This window comes from Pseudomonas sp. SORT22 (assembly GCF_018417635.1).
Classification (GTDB): Bacteria; Pseudomonadota; Gammaproteobacteria; order Pseudomonadales; family Pseudomonadaceae; genus Aquipseudomonas.
This window is the reverse complement of sequence record NZ_CP071007.1, coordinates 2,929,928-2,947,810: the sequence shown is the minus strand read 5'-3', so window position 1 is coordinate 2,947,810 and position 17,883 is coordinate 2,929,928. Positions and strand designations below refer to the sequence as shown.

The 17,883-nt window shown below is 58.4% G+C and carries 23 protein-coding genes and 1 pseudogene; 16 read left to right on the top strand and 8 right to left on the bottom strand.

Going from position 1 to position 17,883, the window contains the following annotated elements:
- Positions 1–30 precede the first annotated feature (30 nt).
- Positions 31–351: a DUF1654 domain-containing protein gene (locus JYG36_RS13560; protein WP_213601079.1), complete on the bottom strand. Its 321-nt coding sequence runs from the start codon at positions 349–351 to the stop codon at positions 31–33.
- Positions 352–718: 367 nt separating this feature from the next.
- Here JYG36_RS13560 and JYG36_RS13555 point away from each other — a divergent pair, with 367 nt between their 5' ends.
- From JYG36_RS13555 to JYG36_RS13535, 5 genes are all read left to right on the top strand, one after another.
- The gene (locus JYG36_RS13555) at positions 719–1,036 is read left to right on the top strand and encodes a hypothetical protein (protein WP_150776805.1); all 318 of its coding nucleotides are present in this window, start codon (positions 719–721) and stop codon (positions 1,034–1,036) included.
- Between the two features lie 158 nt (positions 1,037–1,194).
- A complete protein-coding gene (locus tag JYG36_RS13550) occupies positions 1,195–2,046 on the top strand; it encodes a ParB/RepB/Spo0J family partition protein (RefSeq protein ID WP_213601076.1) in 852 nt (283 codons plus the stop codon).
- Between the two features lie 6 nt (positions 2,047–2,052).
- Positions 2,053–2,436 carry a response regulator transcription factor gene (locus JYG36_RS13545; protein ID WP_213601074.1) on the top strand — a complete coding sequence of 128 codons (384 nt, stop codon included), beginning with the start codon at positions 2,053–2,055 and terminating at the stop codon, positions 2,434–2,436.
- 22 nt (positions 2,437–2,458) lie between these two features.
- Positions 2,459–2,728: a hypothetical protein gene (locus JYG36_RS13540; RefSeq protein ID WP_213601072.1), complete on the top strand. Its 270-nt coding sequence runs from the start codon at positions 2,459–2,461 to the stop codon at positions 2,726–2,728.
- Between the two features lie 226 nt (positions 2,729–2,954).
- Complete coding sequence (locus tag JYG36_RS13535) at positions 2,955–3,416, top strand: hypothetical protein (RefSeq protein WP_213601070.1); 462 nt, start codon at positions 2,955–2,957, stop codon at positions 3,414–3,416.
- Positions 3,417–3,456: 40 nt separating this feature from the next.
- Here JYG36_RS13535 and JYG36_RS13530 read toward each other — a convergent pair whose 3' ends face one another.
- Positions 3,457–4,305: a hypothetical protein gene (locus tag JYG36_RS13530; RefSeq protein WP_213601068.1), complete on the bottom strand. Its 849-nt coding sequence runs from the start codon at positions 4,303–4,305 to the stop codon at positions 3,457–3,459.
- Positions 4,306–4,419: 114 nt separating this feature from the next.
- On the opposite strand from JYG36_RS13530, the gene JYG36_RS13525 reads away from it, so the two are divergent.
- A complete protein-coding gene (locus JYG36_RS13525; RefSeq protein WP_213601066.1) occupies positions 4,420–5,058 on the top strand; it encodes a hypothetical protein in 639 nt (212 codons plus the stop codon).
- A gap of 109 nt (positions 5,059–5,167) precedes the next feature.
- Here the strand turns inward: JYG36_RS13525 and JYG36_RS13520 are convergent, their stop codons facing one another.
- Complete coding sequence (locus JYG36_RS13520; protein ID WP_213601064.1) at positions 5,168–5,752, bottom strand: hypothetical protein; 585 nt, start codon at positions 5,750–5,752, stop codon at positions 5,168–5,170.
- A gap of 210 nt (positions 5,753–5,962) precedes the next feature.
- Here JYG36_RS13520 and JYG36_RS13515 point away from each other — a divergent pair, with 210 nt between their 5' ends.
- Positions 5,963–6,742: a DUF2786 domain-containing protein gene (locus JYG36_RS13515; protein WP_213601062.1), complete on the top strand. Its 780-nt coding sequence runs from the start codon at positions 5,963–5,965 to the stop codon at positions 6,740–6,742.
- Positions 6,739–7,614, top strand: a complete 876-nt coding sequence (locus tag JYG36_RS13510; RefSeq protein WP_213601060.1) for an adenine nucleotide alpha hydrolase family protein — start codon at positions 6,739–6,741, stop codon at positions 7,612–7,614. The genes JYG36_RS13515 and JYG36_RS13510 overlap by 4 nt, the downstream gene beginning before the upstream one ends.
- A 16-nt stretch (positions 7,615–7,630) precedes the next feature.
- On the opposite strand, the gene JYG36_RS13505 is transcribed toward JYG36_RS13510, so the two are convergent.
- On the bottom strand, positions 7,631–8,347 hold the full coding sequence (locus tag JYG36_RS13505) for a DUF6602 domain-containing protein (protein WP_213601058.1): 717 nt from the start codon (positions 8,345–8,347) through the stop codon (positions 7,631–7,633).
- A 59-nt stretch (positions 8,348–8,406) separates the two neighbouring features.
- On the opposite strand from JYG36_RS13505, the pseudogene JYG36_RS26620 reads away from it, so the two are divergent.
- Positions 8,407–8,520, top strand: a pseudogene (locus JYG36_RS26620) (DNA cytosine methyltransferase); the annotation flags it as partial.
- Here the strand turns inward: JYG36_RS26620 and JYG36_RS13500 are convergent.
- Positions 8,517–8,780 carry a C2HC-type zinc finger protein gene (locus JYG36_RS13500; protein ID WP_213601056.1) on the bottom strand — a complete coding sequence of 88 codons (264 nt, stop codon included), beginning with the start codon at positions 8,778–8,780 and terminating at the stop codon, positions 8,517–8,519. The pseudogene JYG36_RS26620 and the gene JYG36_RS13500 sit on opposite strands and share 4 nt — an antisense overlap.
- 45 nt (positions 8,781–8,825) lie before the next feature.
- On the opposite strand from JYG36_RS13500, the gene JYG36_RS13495 reads away from it, so the two are divergent.
- Complete coding sequence (locus JYG36_RS13495) at positions 8,826–9,521, top strand: hypothetical protein (protein WP_213601054.1); 696 nt, start codon at positions 8,826–8,828, stop codon at positions 9,519–9,521.
- A gap of 33 nt (positions 9,522–9,554) precedes the next feature.
- Here JYG36_RS13495 and JYG36_RS13490 read toward each other — a convergent pair whose 3' ends face one another.
- Complete coding sequence (locus JYG36_RS13490; RefSeq protein WP_213601052.1) at positions 9,555–9,854, bottom strand: hypothetical protein; 300 nt, start codon at positions 9,852–9,854, stop codon at positions 9,555–9,557.
- A gap of 135 nt (positions 9,855–9,989) precedes the next feature.
- Between JYG36_RS13490 and JYG36_RS13485 the strand changes: the two genes are divergently transcribed.
- From JYG36_RS13485 to JYG36_RS13460, 6 genes are all read left to right on the top strand, one after another.
- Positions 9,990–10,796 carry an ASCH domain-containing protein gene (locus tag JYG36_RS13485; RefSeq protein ID WP_213601050.1) on the top strand — a complete coding sequence of 269 codons (807 nt, stop codon included), beginning with the start codon at positions 9,990–9,992 and terminating at the stop codon, positions 10,794–10,796.
- Positions 10,797–10,845: 49 nt separating this feature from the next.
- Complete coding sequence (locus tag JYG36_RS13480) at positions 10,846–11,157, top strand: hypothetical protein (RefSeq protein WP_213601048.1); 312 nt, start codon at positions 10,846–10,848, stop codon at positions 11,155–11,157.
- Between the two features lie 52 nt (positions 11,158–11,209).
- Entirely contained in the window at positions 11,210–11,683 is a 474-nt protein-coding gene (locus JYG36_RS13475; protein WP_213601046.1) for a hypothetical protein, read from the top strand.
- 215 nt (positions 11,684–11,898) lie between these two features.
- Positions 11,899–13,092, top strand: a complete 1,194-nt coding sequence (locus JYG36_RS13470; RefSeq protein WP_213601044.1) for a tyrosine-type recombinase/integrase — start codon at positions 11,899–11,901, stop codon at positions 13,090–13,092.
- 20 nt (positions 13,093–13,112) lie between these two features.
- Positions 13,113–14,699 carry an ABC-F family ATPase gene (locus JYG36_RS13465; protein WP_010226270.1) on the top strand — a complete coding sequence of 529 codons (1,587 nt, stop codon included), beginning with the start codon at positions 13,113–13,115 and terminating at the stop codon, positions 14,697–14,699.
- A 150-nt stretch (positions 14,700–14,849) separates the two neighbouring features.
- Entirely contained in the window at positions 14,850–16,040 is a 1,191-nt protein-coding gene (locus tag JYG36_RS13460) for an MFS transporter (protein ID WP_213601042.1), read from the top strand.
- Here JYG36_RS13460 and JYG36_RS13455 read toward each other — a convergent pair.
- Both JYG36_RS13455 and JYG36_RS13450 read right to left on the bottom strand, forming a co-directional pair.
- The gene (locus JYG36_RS13455; protein ID WP_093382359.1) at positions 16,034–17,065 is read right to left on the bottom strand and encodes an alpha/beta hydrolase family protein; all 1,032 of its coding nucleotides are present in this window, start codon (positions 17,063–17,065) and stop codon (positions 16,034–16,036) included. The two genes, JYG36_RS13460 and JYG36_RS13455, sit on opposite strands and share 7 nt — an antisense overlap.
- A gap of 140 nt (positions 17,066–17,205) precedes the next feature.
- On the bottom strand, positions 17,206–17,817 hold the full coding sequence (locus JYG36_RS13450) for an FMN-dependent NADH-azoreductase (RefSeq protein ID WP_093382354.1): 612 nt from the start codon (positions 17,815–17,817) through the stop codon (positions 17,206–17,208).
- Positions 17,818–17,883 lie beyond the last annotated feature (66 nt).

The following is a 17,883-nucleotide window of genomic DNA, read 5'->3' as shown; positions in this document are numbered from 1 at the left end:
AGCCCGCCTTGGCGGGCTTTTTCATGCCTGTCAAAAAGGTGCTTCCTCCTCTTCCCGCTCCACCGCCTCCACATCTTGGTTGCTCTCGATCACTCGATCATCGTCGGTCTGCCTTTCCCATTCAAGGATGACCGACCCGTCGTCGCAAAAGGTCATCTCCAGGCCGTCAGTCTCAGCAAGCAGCTCCATCATCGCTTCCCAGTCCTGATCCACATCCGTGTCCAGGCGGTGAATCAGCACCCTCCTCCCCAGCTGCGCCAGTGGCGAATTGATCATCGCTGAAACCCTCAGACCCAGTCTCTCCAAACCAGTCAGCTCCTGATGCTTTGACTTCTCTGCTAGTGCGGACATTTCCCATCTTCCAAGAATACTGTATGCACATACAGTATCGAAAAACGACACAAGCTCGCTTGCATTTAAAGCACAAGCATGCTTTTATTAATGCAAGTTTACTTGTGTTTGAGCTTACCGAAATGCCGGATCACCACCGGCCAGCAACGAAGGCAGCGATGGACAGGCCTCAACAGTCCAGAGGGTTGGCAACTGACCCAGGCGTGCAGCGTAAAGCGCCAAGAACAGTTATCCGGCGGGCCAGGGTCGCGGTCGGAGGAACAACAAACGATGTGCACCCGGCCTGCCGCCAGTAGCGAGGCCGGGACTATTTCACCGATTGGCCTTGGCAACAGGACCAAACGGGAAATCAAACGGAGCACCTCCCATGAACAAAGAAGAAATCTACGACAGCCAAGTCAGCCCACTGATGCAGCAGGTGATTCAGATCGCGAGGGATAACGGTATCGCCATGATCGCAAGCTTCGCCATTGGCCATGAAGACGGCGGCCCCAACGGCGAGGATGCCACCAGCCTAACCGTGACCACCCACTTGCCTGATGGCGACGATAAGTTCGATGCACGCTTCAGCAGGTCGGCGAACACCATCCGCAGCGGTTTCTCTCTCCCCGGCAGTACAGGCTCAGTCATGCACATGACTACAACCAAGCCTGACGGTAGCAAGATCCTGACCGCGGTTATCTGATCAACCAGCGCCACGTCAGCCTGACGCTAACTGCCCGATCACCTGGTCTTCCCCAGCACCAGGCTGCATCGGTAGAGCTCTTCCTGGTCCTATTCAAGGGTTCAGGGCGACAGTGCAGGAAGAGCTCTACCAATGCAGCCCAACGGAAATTAATTGCGATGGCAAAGTCATTCAAACAAATGATCAAGGACGGCGAGGTTCGTCGAGCCGATGCGATGAAGGTCAAGCTTGAAGACCTCCATGAAGAACCCGGTTTCAACCTTCGTACTGAAGGTGCGGCCCTCGAAACCAGTATTGAGTTGCTTGCCGAGTTCATTGCTGAGGGCGGCCAGATACCGCCCCTTGAGGTGCGCCCGCGTGCTGATGGCGGAGTCTGGGTTGTTGACGGTCACCGTCGTCGCCGAGCGCTCCTAAAGCTAGATGCAGCAGGACGCTTGCCCAGGACACCGAACAAGGACAACCCTGATGTTCTCGAAGCCTGGGTATCCGTTATTGCCTTCGAAGGCAGCGATGCCGATCGGGTTGCACGGATTATCTCCAGCCAAGAAAATGAGAAGCTCTCACCTCTCGAATTGGCTGAAGGCTACAAGCGGCTCAGGGCGTTCGGCTGGACCAGCGATCAAATTGCGAAGAAGGTCGGCAAGACGCGTCAGCACGTTGAGCAGGTCATCACAGTAGGCAATGCAAACACCGACGTGCAGAACTTGATTGCAGCAGGTCAGGTCTCGGCAACCACTGCAGTTCACGCGGTTCGCCAACACGGCGACGCTGCTGGGCAGGTGTTGAGCTCGGAGCTTGAGAAAGCCCAAGCCAACGGCAAGAAGAAGGTAACCGCAGGAACCATCAGAGGGCCTTCTATTCCGAAGCCCCGTCTCGAAGCCGTACACATCGCCTCAAGCAATTTGATTGCAGCGCTCGGGCAGATCGACGAGCAGGCCGACACCATTCCGCTGTCCACCGACCTAGTAATCAAATTGCGTGCAGCCCTGGGCGGCGCTCAGCTCAGGTAATTCATCATGGAAACGATCACCAGCGGCTCATGGAAGGGCTTCCTCGGGCGCGGCCTGGCTCCGCGCGAACTGGAATGCCTGCTGGCCGTGGCCCAGGGCATGACCGCAAAAGAGATTGCCCGCCTGATCGACATTGCCCCTGGCACCGTCGTAAAGCGGTTGAGCGCAGCCATGTTCAAGCTCGGCGTGCAGCGTCGTACCGCCCTAGTCGCTGAGGCCATGAAGCGCCAAATCATCAGCCCGATGTGCATCCTGCTGGCCAGCCTGATCGCCATGCACGCCGCCATGGGCGACACCGACCCGATGCGCCGCGACCGCCGCCTGCCCGAGCGTCGCATTGCCCAGGTCCGAATCATCCGCAAGGCCGAATCCTTCGACCTGCACGCCTGAAACCCACCCCGAGGAGTTCACCATGCACCCAGTCCTGCAGCACCGCGTCGACGGCCTGGCCGCCCTGCGCGCCCGTGCCACTCTCGCAACTGCCGACTTCTGCGCGCTGACCGGCCGGCCGGCGCCAGCACAGAAGATCCGCTACCAGGTCGTGACCAAGGGTAAGGCGTACCACATCGTTGAGGTGACCACCGGCAAGACCAAGGGCTTCTGTTTCAGTTACCGCGCGGCGATCAACTTCGCCCAGGCTATGGAGGCAGCTGCGGACCGTAAGCTGGTACGGCGGCAATGATCGGCGACCCTATCCCAGACCCACGCATCCAAGTGCTTGAGCAACTGAACGCGAGCATCGACAAATTCTTTGCAGCTAGCGGCCAGGCCACTGAGGTCGAAGGCTGCCAGAGCACTACCCCGCCGGAGCGATCCACGAAGATCGATCCTGAAACCATCCTGAGGCGTCGGCGCCGTCGCCCAACCCCGGCAGAACGCGCAGTCCTGCGGAATCTCGCGGAGGGTCTATGAGCAAGCGCAAACCGCACAACATGCGAGCTCGGATCGAGCGCGCCTGCCGGGCGCTACTGGGTACCAACCATGTGGCAGTAGTGAACATCGACCCCAGCGGCCAGCAGTGCCTGGTCAACTGGAAGAACTACAGCCGCATCCGGAGCCGCCAGATCGTCGATGCGGTGTGCAATATCCCGCATCGCTGGACCATCTACTTGAGAGTGATGTGCCAGAAAACCAAGGGCGAGCAGTACTGCAAGTCCATCGAGGTCGCCCCTCAGGGCAACTACCTGGCATCGCATCTGACCGACGTTATCGAGGCTGTCCACACGGACCTTCGCGCCCGGTGCAACCAGGGACACATCGTTGCCTCGGGATGGCTCGCTATTCCTTTCGACGTGTCGCTCGACGAGGCGCAGGCCGCTGCAGTGTTTGAAGCCGTCGGCGCTTGGCGTCAGCATAAGGTAGCAGCATGAAACGAATGCGCCGAGTCCAGCATGACCGGCGCCAGCAACATCAAGCTGCTGAGTCAGTGAACTTACTACCAAAATATTTCCCAATCGCGGCGCATGCAAAAAACTGTGGTTTGACGTAGCTGCCGGGGCTATATTTACGTAATTTTTTCCGCTTTTTACGAAGGGTAAACCCTCTAGTTATAAGCAAAACCATTTCGCAAGGCTCCATTGCATCATAGAAAATAGAAAAATAGTACTTTTTCCTATCGTCTGGCAGACTAGAGCCATCAATGAAGTCGAACACCTTCCAAGCTCGAGCGATAGTCTTAGAAAACCTATCCAGACGAAGCTCGCTGTTAATGTGAGATTTCAGGGCAGGCAGGCACTCTTTAAGAGTTTTAGCATCGAACTCTGCGCGTTGCTTTCTTAAATCCTGTAACGCACGAAGCCCATAAGTTAACTTGTCTTTCGGCACCTTAACCCTCAGATATGATTCTGCCGATGCCTCATATCTTTCCAATAGCGTATAGAAAGTTGTTTCGAAGCGCTCTTCCTGCATCAATTTTTGTTGTTCAAGCATGATAGTTGAAGTTTTTCTAGCCTCCTCGGTCTGTATTAGCGTGGTACGCAAAAGAACTATCAAAGCCATGAAACTGAGAGCAGGATTAGTTAGCCCGCCTACAAAATCACCAACCTGCCCAAGATTCTCGCCAAAGTTAAACTCTGGACTGACAAATACATGGAATAGGAAAAGCATTGACAACCCAAATGCACAAGCCCCCAGACCGATATAAAACTGATTATATGGCTTGACTTCATCGTACTCTTTGCCAGGCAGCTTATATAGATAGAAAGCTAACCCAGCGGTGAAAAATTGGAGAACAACCAAACCTATTACCAACAGCGTCATTTTCTCGCCCCTCCTCAGGAGGGAGGATGATAATTTTTTCTCATTAATTTTCCTAACCAAATTGCCACCATGCCGCATCCGGCCACGGAGGGCGGCGCATGCATGGAGAAAGCCATGAGCCAGTTCTACTTACAGGACAGCCGCAGCCATGTCGGCGACGGCATGATGTTCTGGGCGAAGGAAGGCCGCGGCTACGTGACCAACCTGGACCAGGCCGAGCTGTTCACCTTTGAGGAGGCGTGCCGACACCGCGACACCGATATCCCTTGGCCGAAGGAGTACATCGATGCCAGGGCGCACTACGGCATCGACTGCCAGCTGATGGATGACGATCGGCGCATCGCTGGGCTTCAAGCCGGCACCAATGTCTACGTGCACGTGCCAGGCGACTGGAACGGGAACGATGTCTACTGGGTCAGCGAGCAGCGCGGCAAGGTGACCGAGAACCTGCAGCAGGCTCTCAGCATGGGCCTGGAAAACGCCCAGTTCACGTATGCCAACCACGCCGGCCAGGGCACGCGAGTTTTCTGGCCTGCAGCCTACATCGAGGAGATCAGGCGGCGCCTGGTGCATCGCCAGAACGTCGACCACAAACTAGCCCTGCGCGTGGCCGGCGTGAAGATGCCCAAGCCACCCAAGATCGCCAAGCGCCGCCAGCCGATGCTCAATTGCCAGGGTTGCGGACGCTTCATCAGCTGGGATGGCCGGTTCCTGAATGACTGCCGCAACTGCGGCGCGAACAACTGCCCCTGACCCTCCCGCGCTGCCCGCCAGCGCCTTCCCCTATTCAACGATAACGCTTCCTCGGCAAGGGCGGAGTCTCCGACTGATAAAGTCTAGGAAATATTGAGGCCACGACGCTTCAGATTACGAAGGCCTTATAAGCAAGGATTGAAAGCACGCCTGCGAGTATCGCTCCGCCCACAGTAAAAACCAGAAAAGCTCCATATTTCATGCGTCGAAATACAGTTTCACCTTCTTTCACTCGATTCCATTCCATCTTAAACAGTAGAGCGAAGTCGCGGACCAACTCACGACTCATTTCAGCTGATTTTTTATGTCCATCACCGATTGAACTTTCTAACTTACTAAGCTTTTCGATAAGCGCCGCATGCTCTTTTGGATTTAATCTAAGCACAATTCTATTACACAGCAAGTCTATTTTTGCATACTCCTTTTGATGTGACTTCCAGAACTCGTTGACCTGATTCTGCACCTCCGCCTCCTCAAGCGAGAAATCAATTGTCACATCGAATACACCCTCCAGAATATTATATTCCCCAAGGAGCTCTGAAACATCGTTTCGCATCGACTCAATCCATGCCTGCCGGAATTCAGATGTTTTATTTTCTTTAGCTAATACAGTGACAACAAACGTGATTAGCGCAGCGATTAAGGCGGCTACCACCGGACCGATGACAGGAATAAAGCTAATGGCCTTGTCCATATAAAAATTGCTCCTCATTAGAATGTGCAACTATACCGGCCAGGAGTCATCATGCCCATCACTTGCGGAAGCGTCTGCAGCGGCATTGAAGCTGCGACTGTTGCCTGGCACCCGCTGGGCTAGCTCTCACAGAGCCACAAAACCCAATCCCCCACTTCAACGAATCACGCCACCCCGGCTAGGGCGGCGCCTGCACGCAAGGACCACAACATGACCGAGCAACAGCACGACGAAAGCAAACTCGAGCGGGTCATCCGCAAGATCAAGCGCTGCCTGGCCCTAGCCAAGAGTTCGAACGAGAACGAAGCAGCCACGGCCATGCGCCAGGCTCAAGCGCTCATGCGCGAATACCGCCTCACAGAAATGGATGTTCACCTCAGCGATGTAGGTGAGGCTGAGTCAGGGGTGGCCCGAGCCAAGCGCCGACCTACGTGGGACCGCCATCTAAGTTCGATTGTCGCCCAAGCCTTCGGGGTTCGACCGCTCTCTCGCCAGCACTGGTGTCGCTCTACCTGCAGAATGGTTGATCGCGCTCTGTTCGTAGGCGTGACCCCGGCGCCACAGATTGCGATGTACGCCTACGAGGCATTGCTCGCGATGTTGTCTCTGGCCCGACGGGAATACGTTTCGCAGGTGCGATCAGGCGAGCGGCGTAGCGCTTATTCGCCAGAGACCGCGGGCGATCACTTTGCACTCGCGTGGGTTTCAGCTGTGCACGGGAAGATTCATGAGCTCGTACCCCGCGGAGAAGAAGACCTCTCACTACCCCACCATTCCAGCGGGTACGGCCTCGTTGCAGTAGAGGCGCAGGACAAAGCTCTGATCGATCAATACCTCGCAGGCCGGGAGATTGGTAAGCCTCGGAAGGCGCGGGAGGTCGAACTCGACATGAACGCACAGATAGCCGGACTTCTCGCGGGGCAGCGCGTCGAGCTCAATCCCGGGCTGGCAACTTCGGGTCAAGACCAGCTGAAACTGGCAAGCGCATGAACATCAACCCCTACCACATCACAGGGCCGGCGCAGATCGGCGTAAGTGGCGGCCGCACCAGTGGGCACATGCTCTGGAGAATCCTTGAATCCAACGGCGGCAAGCTCCCGGCAGACGTGCACGCGTTCTTCCAGAACACCGGCAAGGAACGCGAGGAGACGCTGGTCTTTATCGACGCCATGGCCAAGCACTGGAGCGTCAAAATCGTCTGGATGGAATGGTGCCGGGTGTACGGCCAGCCGGCCGACGCTCCCTGGTATAAGATCGTCGACTTCGAGACGGCCAGTCGCAACGGCGAGCCTTTCACCATGATGCTCGAGTACTACCAAGCATACCGGAAGGCTGAGAAGAGCCTACCCGCGGTGCTGCCGAACTTCAGCAACAACATGTGCACCGCCTACCTCAAGGTGAAGATCGGCGAGAAGCACATGCGCGCCCTGGGCTACGACGAGTGGGACTGCATCGTCGGCATCCGCTACGACGAGCCCCGCCGCTATAGCCGGATGATGACCGCCAACGAACGCGGCAATGCTCGCTGGGACAGTGTTTGCCCATCCTACGTCGCCGGTATCATCAAAGAGGACGTGGCCGACTTCTGGGCCGATCAGCCTTTTGACCTGGGCATGGATTCTGACTACGGCAACTGCGATCTGTGCTGGAAAAAGAACGAGGTCAAGCTGATCAGGACCATTCAGGAAGACCCGTCCAGGGTGATCTGGTGGTCTGGCACCGAAGAGCGTTTTGGTCAGGTGTTCCGACAGGATCGATCCAACTACCGAGCGCTAGCCTGGTCAGCGGACCAGCGGGCCAGGCAGAAGGATTTCAACTTTGACTACCTGGCCCAAGATATAGACTGTTTCTGCGGGGACTAATTCGTTAGCTCTCTTATCATATTAACCACTGCAATGGTTTATAACCTGATCTTGATCTCGCGGTAGCATCGAGCTGATCAAAAAGCAGCCCCATAAAGAATCTGATTGGTTGAGTATCATCTGCGAATGTTAAATATCGACCGTCATGCGCCAGCTTAATTTTTTCGCCAAATTTTTGATCGTGAGTCCATAGGCCTATACCATCCAGACATATGAGGCTTTGTGAGTTACGTATAATGGGATTACGAAAACACTCATCTGCAAATCCCTTATAGCCAGATTCGAATCCAAACATTGCACACAACGGGTAATATGTCTGGCCACCTCCAAGCTTCCCGTAACTCGCAACCTTCAACCCTTTGGGGTTGTTCGGATCAAAGCACTCTATCATTTTCGAAAACTGGTCCAGCGACTCCTTTCTTACATTGCTTTTCACTTCAATCACCCGAAGAACCGAGTCAACTGGATAGATTCCGCGCCCAGCAGCCTCCAAAATCGGCGGCATAGATCTTTTATCGTAAATTATTATATCGGCTTGAACGCTCTGCCCACCAAAAGCATCAACAACTAAACCAGAACCTATACCGAAAACTTCCGGCAAAAATTTACTTATCAAATTAATCAGAAACGACTCACGAAGCGATCCTTTTTCACCGTTATGCAAAATAGAGCCAGTAGCCAAAAACATCGACCTGAGCTCAGAAATTCTTGCCTTATAAATTTCTCCATGCATGATCTGCTTCTCCAGACTGTATGACAACTATTCCGCAAGAGACTTGAATATACATCTCGCCGGCTGACAGACTGCGATCCGACAACCACCGGCTGACCATTCACATGGGCGGCAACGTTGTACCGCCGCTAGCCGGACAACGGGTGATTGAAGCGCTCCTGAAAGCAGCCTAATGCTTCCGGCTTTTGCCAAGCCCGTAAGCACCACCGTTGACGGTGAGGACGCTGCGACCCTTCTTCTTTTTCTTCTTGGGACTGAAAAGCAGTCGGAGCCGGCGTGCACGGGCTTCCCCAGTCAAATCGCACACCCTGGCTCCTACTGGCCCTTTGCAGGTGTCGATGTGCTTGCGCAGTTTCTTGACCGTGAAGAGCCTGCCGCAGTGCTTGCAAGCCTGGTCGATCGGCCTTCCCCTTGAATCCACTTCAACCGTCATGGCTTCCCTCCAGCAGAGCCGTGATCATAGCCGCGAGGTATCCCCATGCCCACAGAAAACCGATCCAGCAACACCGAACAGATGGTCAGCGCCCGCGTGTGCGCTTACACACCAGGCCAATCGAAGGTCGAGCTTCAGTTGATCCCACCCAGCGCTCTGCCATCCTGGCTTGAGTTAGGGCAGCAAGTCATAGCCAGGCCAGCCGCCCAGCATCAGGGCACGCCGGTGGCATATCTCGTCACTGATGTTCACGGTCAAAAGAAGGCTCTCGCCGGAGCCGAAGGCATTGAAAGGCATCGCCATTCAGGTTCTACCCTGGTACCGCTCTACACCCACGCCGATGCTGGCGAGGTTGAGCGGCTGCAATCCCAATTGATAGACAGCAGGGATGACTTGAGGGCGGCTATCAGTCGTAACCAGAGCCTGATGCGTCGATTGGACGAGCGGGATCAGCTCCTGCAGCGATGCCTGATGTCCGTCCGCGAGCAGCACTGCGATGAGGGCGAAGCTGACTTCGACCTGCCCGCCAACCTCATGACCGAGATCGACGCCGCCCTATCCGCCAGCGCAGAGCCGAGCGCGCCGAAGTGCAAGCACGCTGCCTGCAAATCGCTGGGTGAACATCACCCGTTCTGCGACTTCGTTCAGGCTATAGAGTCGAGTGCGCCGGTAGAGCGCGACCAGGGCATACCTGGCACCTCCTTCCAGCGCCTGAACATGCTCGCCAATCAGGGTGAATAACCAAGGGGGTACATTTGTACTCCACGAAATGAATCAAGCCTTGCGAGCGCGCATCGGCGCCTGTGCCACACCCTCCTCGGCGATGTGCCAAGCCTTGCCCACACCCCAGGCCAGGGCGCGAGTCATTGATTCATTCGAGCGGCAGTCGATGCCCTCTTCATAGAGCGCCATCCCAGATGCTGAATACACCCCTATGAACAACTGGGTAACGCCTGCCCGGGACAGCCTGACCTGAACATCGATAGTTGCCCCACCACTGAGCTCCTCTTCATGAGTTCGGCAGTGAAGCGTTGGGTCTGCCCATTCCCAATAGGCCTTACCTCTGGTGCGCATCTAGTTCCTCCTTGCTGACCATTAAGTAAGGCATACGGGGGGACGAACGACTACACCGCTACTCCGGTTCTTTGAACCAATTCGAAATTAGAACACGAAATTCTTGATAGCCGCGGCAGCGGCGAGGACGAAGTCATGCCCAGGAAAACGCACCTCATCGTCGACTCAGGATGCACCCAGGACAATGAGCGCTGGTCTCTCTCGGCCTGCGGGCTGAATGAAGACTCCGATGGGGAGTGGGACGGCGCCCGCGATCGGGAGTCGGTCACCTGCAAGCGGTGCCAGGCCCACATGGCGAAGCCGCGAAAGGCACCAGATCCATTCCACAAAGATCGCCCCATTCTGTTCAACGGCGCGATGGTCCGCTCAATCTTAACTGGGCAAAAGGTGGTGACGCGGCGGCCGATCAAGGGCCGCCAAATACCCAGCCGCAGCAAGTCCGACTCTCCTGAGCACCAATGGATCGCGGTGGTTCAAGATCATCCGCGATGGGGATTTGCTGTTTTTGGCGCGACAGAAGCGGAGTGTGCCGCTGAACTGGTTGTTTACGGAGCCTGCCCGTATGGCCGCCGCGGTGACCGGCTGTGGGTGCGCGAGGCCTGGGCCGAGATCGACGTAGCTCAAGCGCCTGGTGAAAAGTGGGTGGTGTACCGCGAACACGACAACCGCACCGACTACGGCGGCCCCTGGAAGCCGAGCATTCACATGCGCCGACGCGATAGCCGCATCCTGCTGGAGATTACCGACGTGCGCGTCGAGCAGCTGCAGGACATCACTCCGAGCCAGCGCATCGCCGAGGCGGCTTGGCGAGAAGAAGACAAAGAACTCGGGCGCGGCCAAGAGGCAGTGGAAGCCTTCGCTGATCTCTGGAACTCCACCGGCGGCGACTGGGATGCAAACCCCTGGGTCTGGGTCGTCGAGTTCAAGAGGATCGAGCCATGACCCTGCTACTGCTGTACATGGCCTACCTGATCTGGAAGGGGCCGAGGCCATGATGATCGACGTTGGAGGTGGCGTGCTTGAACCGGGAGAGCTGACCAACAGGGCGAGGCAAGAGCAGCCGGAGCGGCGCCAGCGGTTCATCGCTGTGATCCATGGCTGGCACGTCCACAGCAAAGGCTTCAACGTGCATCAGCTATCGGCAACTAATTACGACGAAGCCGAGAGGGAAGCCTGCTGGCTCAATCAGCAGCGGGACGCCCCCTTCGACCGCTGCGCCTATGTGGTGGTCGAGATCGACGGCCGCGAGCACCTTCCCCGGCGCCTGACCTGGCGCGAACGCCTCACCGGCAAGATTCAGTAACCCCTCCCCCTACAACAACTCAAGCCTGCCGGTAGGCGGGCGAGGATGAGCTATGTCCGCAACAACCCGTTTTCACGAAGCAGCCAACGACGCCCTGGTGCAAATCAGCGACAACCTGTGGCCCGAGGCCAAGCTCGCCCTGGTCATCTACACGCCTGGCGAGCCCGGCAAGGATATCGTTCTGAAGGACCAAGGCATTGTCCTTGGTGAGGTGGTCAGCACCCTACGCCGGTCGGGCCTGAGCATTGACGGCGAAAACGCCTACAAGCAGGACCTCTGTGACTCGATCTTCGGAGCTTTGGCTTTCGGCAAGCAGAACACCAACCCGCCTCCCGCTGATCATTGGGGTCAGCGCTTCTGGGATATCGGCCGGGCCGAAGGCGAGCTGCAGGAAGAGCTACTTCTGGCCTTGGCGCAGGTGACCGACTGTTTGAGCAAGGCGCTCACTGGTGGCGAAGTGTCCGCCGCTGCAGCTGGCAACGCGCTGACGAAGGCCGGCGAGCTGATCATCAAGCACCGAACCTAACCCCTCCTCACCTCTGCCGCCATGCGCGGCGTGGAGACAATCATGACCACCGAAACAGACGGTGACTTCGACAAGGTCACCGAACAGCGCATGGCCGATCTACTGGGATGCACAAAGCGAACCCTGGAGGGGCGGCGCCTGCGCGGAGTATTCCCCGAAGGCGTCTGGATGAAGCACCAGGGCCGAATCATCTATAGCAAGAAGAGGTATGACGAATGGCTGGAAAGCCAATGGATTTACCCCGAGGGGTCGAAGTCTTCCGCAACTCCCTCCGGATTCGTTTCACATGGGACGGTATCCGTCGATGCGAAACGCTCCCTTACCCCCCGACACAAAAAGGCATCAAGGCTGCATCCCAGCTTCGCGATCAGGTAGTTAGCTTTAACAAGCTTGGCCTTCTGGACCAGGACAAGTACGCCGAGCTTTTCCCGGGCTCGCAAACTGTCGCGGGCAGCAAGCCGACATTTGGTGAGTACGCCCAGCTCTGGCTCGACAGCCGGGAGATTACGCCCGGCACTTACAACAACTACAAAAGCGCGCTGAACAATTACTGGATGCTCCACTTCGCGATGGTTCGTGTGGACCTGATCACCACCACCCTGGTTCGCAAGGTGGTGAGTTCAATCACCTGGAGATCGCCGGGGGTAAAGCGCAACGCCCTGGTGAAGCTGTCAACGATTCTGCGCTCAGCGGTGATCGACGGATTGATCAGCAGAAATCCTGCCGAGGCTCTGCAACTGCCCAAGCGCACCAAGAAAGAGATCGACCCGTTCACTTTAGAGGAGGCGAACCAGATCACCGCCAGGCTCTACGAGCACCCGCACTGGCCAAGCCAGATCTACGCGGCGTTCTTCGAGTTCGTGTTCTTCAGCGGCGTACGCCTGTCGGAGGGCCTGGCGCTGCGCTGGGATGCTGTCGATTTGGAGAAGAAGGTTGCCCATGTGAAGCGCACTGTAGCGCTGGGCGAGGTAGTCGAGCGCACCAAAACCGGCAAAGATCGGTTCGTGCTACTCAACGAGAGGGCCTTGCATGCGCTCGAGTTCGCCAGGGAGTACGCCGAGCGACGCAGGAAAGGAAAGGGGCGGGTCACGGAGTCACCGTTTATTTTCCCGCCATCGAAGAACGCAGAGTACGTCCGGCAGACCTCCGATCTGCATCATCAGTGGCGGCCGGTGCTTAAAGAACTGGGGATTCGTTACCGTCCGCCATACAACTGTCGTCACACCTATGCGACAATATGCTTAATGTCTGGCCTCAACCCCGCATTTATCTCCCAACAGCTCGGCCACAGCGTGCAAATGCTGCTGTCGACGTATGCGCGTTGGATTAACTCAAGCTCCGACTGGAGCGAGCTGGAAAAGCTGCAAATTGGTATCAAATCGGTATCAGCCGCAATGCCAGCGACGTAAGCTATTGATAGGTAAGCCCTTTGATCTCCACCGCTAACATCACCATGCAGTTCGGCGCCAAGCCCTTGTTCGAGAACGTCTCGGTCAAGTTCAACAACGGCAACCGCTACGGCCTGATCGGCGCCAACGGCTGCGGCAAGTCGACCTTCATGAAAATCCTCGGCAACGATCTGGAGCCGTCCGCCGGCCAGGTCATGCTCGAGCCGAACGTGCGCCTGGGTAAATTGCGCCAGGATCAGTTCGCCTACGAAGAGTTCACCGTGATCGACACCGTGATCATGGGCCATGAAGAGCTGTGGAAGGTCAAGGCCGAGCGCGATCGCATCTATTCGCTGCCGGAAATGACCGAAGAAGACGGTATGGCCGTCGCCGAGCTGGAAACCGAGTTCGCCGAGATGGACGGCTACACCGCCGAATCCCGCGCCGGTGAGCTGCTGCTGGGCCTGGGTATCCCGCTGGAACAGCATTTCGGCCCGATGACCGAAGTCGCGCCAGGCTGGAAACTGCGTGTATTGCTGGCCCAGGCGCTGTTCTCGGACCCGGAAGTGTTGCTGCTCGACGAGCCAACCAACCACCTGGACATCAACACCATCCGCTGGCTGGAAAACATTCTCACGGCGCGTAACAGCACCATGATCATCATTTCCCACGACCGCCACTTCCTCAACAGCGTCTGCACCCACATGGCCGACCTGGACTACGGCGAACTGCGCCTGTTCCCGGGCAACTACGACGAGTACATGACCGCCGCGACCCAGTCGCGCGAGCAGCTGCTGTCGGACAACGCCAAGAAGAAGGCCCAGATCGCCGAATTGCAGACCTTCGTCAGCCGCTTCTCGGCCAACGCCTCGAAAGCCAAGCAGGCCACCTCGCGCGCCAAGCAGATCGACAAGATCCAGCTGGCCGAGGTCAAGCCATCGAGCCGGGTCAGCCCGTTCATCCGCTTTGAGCAGACCAAAAAGCTGCACCGCCAGGCCGTGACCATCGAGAAGATGTCCAAGGGCTTCGACGGCAAGACCCTGTTCGAAAACTTCAGCTTCACCGTCGAAGCCGGCGAGCGCGTAGCGATCATCGGCCCCAACGGTATCGGCAAGACTACCCTGCTGCGTACCCTGGTCGGTGAACTGAGCCCGGATGCCGGCGCGGTAAAGTGGACCGAAAGCGCGGAACTGGGCTACTACGCCCAGGACCACGCCCACGACTTCGAAGAGGACCTGAGCCTGTTCGACTGGATGGGCCAGTGGACTCAAGGCGAGCAGGTAATCCGTGGCACCCTGGGGCGCATGCTGTTCTCCAACGACGAGATCCTCAAGTCGGTCAAGGTGATCTCCGGTGGTGAGCAAGGCCGCATGCTGTTCGGCAAGCTGATCCTGCAAAAGCCCAACGTACTGGTGATGGACGAACCGACCAACCACCTGGACATGGAATCGATCGAGGCGCTCAACCTGGCGCTGGAGAACTACCCGGGCACGCTGATCTTCGTCAGCCACGACCGTGAGTTCGTATCGTCGCTGGCCACCCGCATCATCGAGCTGAGCCCGAGCGGTGTGGTGGACTTCAGCGGCACCTACGATGACTACCTGCGCAGCCAAGGTGTGGTGATCTGATCCAGATCTGATCGCGGGGCAAGCCCGCTCCTATAATCCTGTAGGAGCGGGCTTGCCCCGCGATGCTGGAAAATCCGTTAGCCTGCTTCCTTTTCTCTTCGCACCCGGCGATCATGGGCCCTCTCCCACCGCCCGCCAGCGAACGAGCTCATGTCCGCGCAAGCACCCGCCCCCGTCGATACCGGGTCGATCACCCGGCAAATCCTTTCGATTGTCTTTTATACCTTTATCGCCTTCCTCTGCATCGGTTTGCCGATCGCGGTGCTGCCCAGCTATGTGCATGACCAGTTAGGCTTCAGTGCGGTGATCGCCGGTATCACCATCGGCCTGCAATACCTGGCCACCCTGCTCAGCCGGCCGCTGGCCGGACGCGCGGCAGACAGCCTGGGTACCAAGCGGGCAATCATTTACGGCTTGATCGGTATTGCCGCCAGCGGTGTGCTGACCTTTGCTTCAGCGCTGACAGTCGATGTGCCGTTGCTGAGCCTGCTGGCGCTGCTGGGCGGGCGCGTGCTGCTGGGCATCGCCCAGGGTCTGATCGGCGTCGGCACCTTGAGCTGGGGCATCGGTGCGGTGGGCGCCGAGCACACCGCGCGGGTGATTTCCTGGAACGGCATTGCCTCCTACGGGGCCATCGCCATCGGTGCGCCGCTGGGCGTGGCACTGGTCGACCGAGTCAATTTCGCCACCCTGGGCCTGGCCTTGAGCGTCCTGGCAGTGCTGGCCCTGCTGGTAATCCGCAACAAACCGTCGACGCCGGTGGTACGTGGCGAGCGCCTGCCGTTCTGGGCCGCATTCGGCCGGGTTGCGCCGTGCGGGGTCAGCCTGACTCTGGCGTCGATCGGCTACGGCACCCTGACCACTTTCGTCACCCTGTTCTACCTCGAGCAGGGCTGGAGCGGCGCAGCCTGGTGCCTCAGCGCATTCGGCGTGTGTTTCATCCTCTCACGGCTATTGTTCGTCAACGCAGTCAACCGCTTTGGCGGCTATCCCGTGGCGATGGCCTGCATGGCCACCGAAGCCCTGGGCCTGGCCTTATTGTGGCTGGCACCCAGCCCGGTGCTGGCATTGATTGGCGCAGGTCTTGCCGGTTTCGGCCTGTCGCTGGTGTATCCGGCGTTGGGTGTCGAGGCGATCAAACAGGTGCCCAGTTCCAGCCGCGGTGCAGGCCTGGGCGCCTATGCGGTGTTCTTCGACCTGGCCCTGGCGATTGCCGGGCCATTGATGGGTGCGGTGGCCCTGCACCTGGGCTATGCCTGGATTTTTTGCCTGGCTGCTTTGCTTTCGCTGCTTGGCGTCGGCCTCACCCTCCTGCTGTCACGGCGCGCCGGCAACTACTGATCGGCCATGTGCAGGCCGGCCTGATGGCGGTCAGCCAGGGTGTGGTTGAAAAACCGCGCAGCCTCAGCCTGCAACGTCAGGTGAATATCCTCACGGTCGACGCCGTCCGGGTCGTTGCACAAGGCGGCCATTTTCTGGCGCTGCTCGTCGTCGCACGGCGCCATGAACACGAAGTGCCCGGCACCGGCCAGCAGCTTGTAGTTGGGCGTGACCGGCAGCTTGCGCGCCAGGGCCTGGGCATTCTTGTCGATGGCCAGCAACTGGTCCTTGTCGCCGCTGTAGATCAACGCCGGGACCTTGACCTCGGCCAACGCGTGACGGCCGAACATCAGGCTCAGCGGCGCCATCAACATCAGCGCCTTGACCCGCGGATCGGGTGCGGCACGCAGGTCGGCGCGGTCGGCGATCAGCACGCCCTTGGTTTTGCAGGCATCGGCATCCAGCGGCCGCTCCTGGCAGTAGCGCTGCAAACGCTCCAGGTCCGGTTGCGCCCCGGACAGGATCAAGGCGGTCTCACCGCCAGCCGAATAGCCGATCACGCCCACCTGCGGGCCATTGATGTACGGGGCCAGAAAGCTATCGCCGAGGCTGGCGGTGATCGCTGCGCTGATCTGCAACGGCCGCCCGTAAAGGTTGCTCAAGGTGCCCAGGCGGCTGTGGTCGCGGGCATTATCGCCCGGGTGGGTGACGGCAACGACGATAAAGCCGCGCCGCGCCAGGGCGGTGGCCAGATCGTGCAAGGCCAGCGGCGTGCCGGTATTGCCGTGGGACAGCATCAACAGCGGATAACGGCCGATAACCATCGGCGCACCTTCCCAAGCCTGGACCCGGTAGCCGTCGATGCGGCTGCTGCGCTCAACTGCACTGGAAGGATAGAACGCCAGGGCCTGCACCGGCTGCGCATCGAGCGGGTCGGCGAAACTGAGGCGATGCACGCCAACACTCCAGTGCGCAGCCGGCTCGGCCTGCACCATCAGCGGGCTGCCCAACAGGACTAACAGGAGTAATGCGCCAAGACGCCGCATCGTTTTGCACCCTAAGCAACGCTATCGATCAATGCTGATAGTGCGCAGCATAGAACGGGCCAGCCCGGCGCAGATGAAACCTCAATGAAAAAACCGACTGCAGGCGCTGCCGGCAGTCGGTTTGATTACTGGCCCAGAGATCAGGCGGCGACGAACAGGTCGGTGCTGATCTGCACTTGCGCGGCGTTCAGGGCCTTGGCCCGGTGCTCATCGCCATAGGCCAGGCCGTGGGCACGGACGATTTCCAGGTCGGTGATGCCGATGAAACCAAGGAACACCTTGAGGAACTCTTCATGGCCGACCGCGGTAGGCTGGCCGGCGTGCAGGCCGCCTGCGGTCGATACCAGGATCACCTTCTTGTTGCCGCACAGGCCTTCAGGGCCGGCTTCGGTGTAGCGGAAGGTCTTGCCGGCCACTGCGACCCGGTCAATCCAGGCCTTGAGCTGGGTCGGCACGGTGAAGTTGTACATCGGCGCGGCCAGTACCACGGCGTCGGCGTCGAGAAACTCCTGCAGGGTTTCGGCGCTGAGTTTGGCTTCATGCTGCTGGGCGGCGTCGCGCAGTTCTTCCGGGGTGCCGGCGGCGACCAGGGTTGCGGCCGAGAAGTGGCTGATGGCGTCGCCGGCCAGGTCACGGTAAGTCACTTGCAGCGACGGCTCGGCGGCTTTCCAGGCTTCAACCACGCTGCGGCTCAGCTGACGGGAGGCGGAATTATCGCCCAGGATGCTCGAATCGATATGCAACAGTTTCATGGGACTCTCCTGAATGAAGACCGCGAGTGGGCGATCACGATGGGGAGAATCCTACTTGGGTGGCGA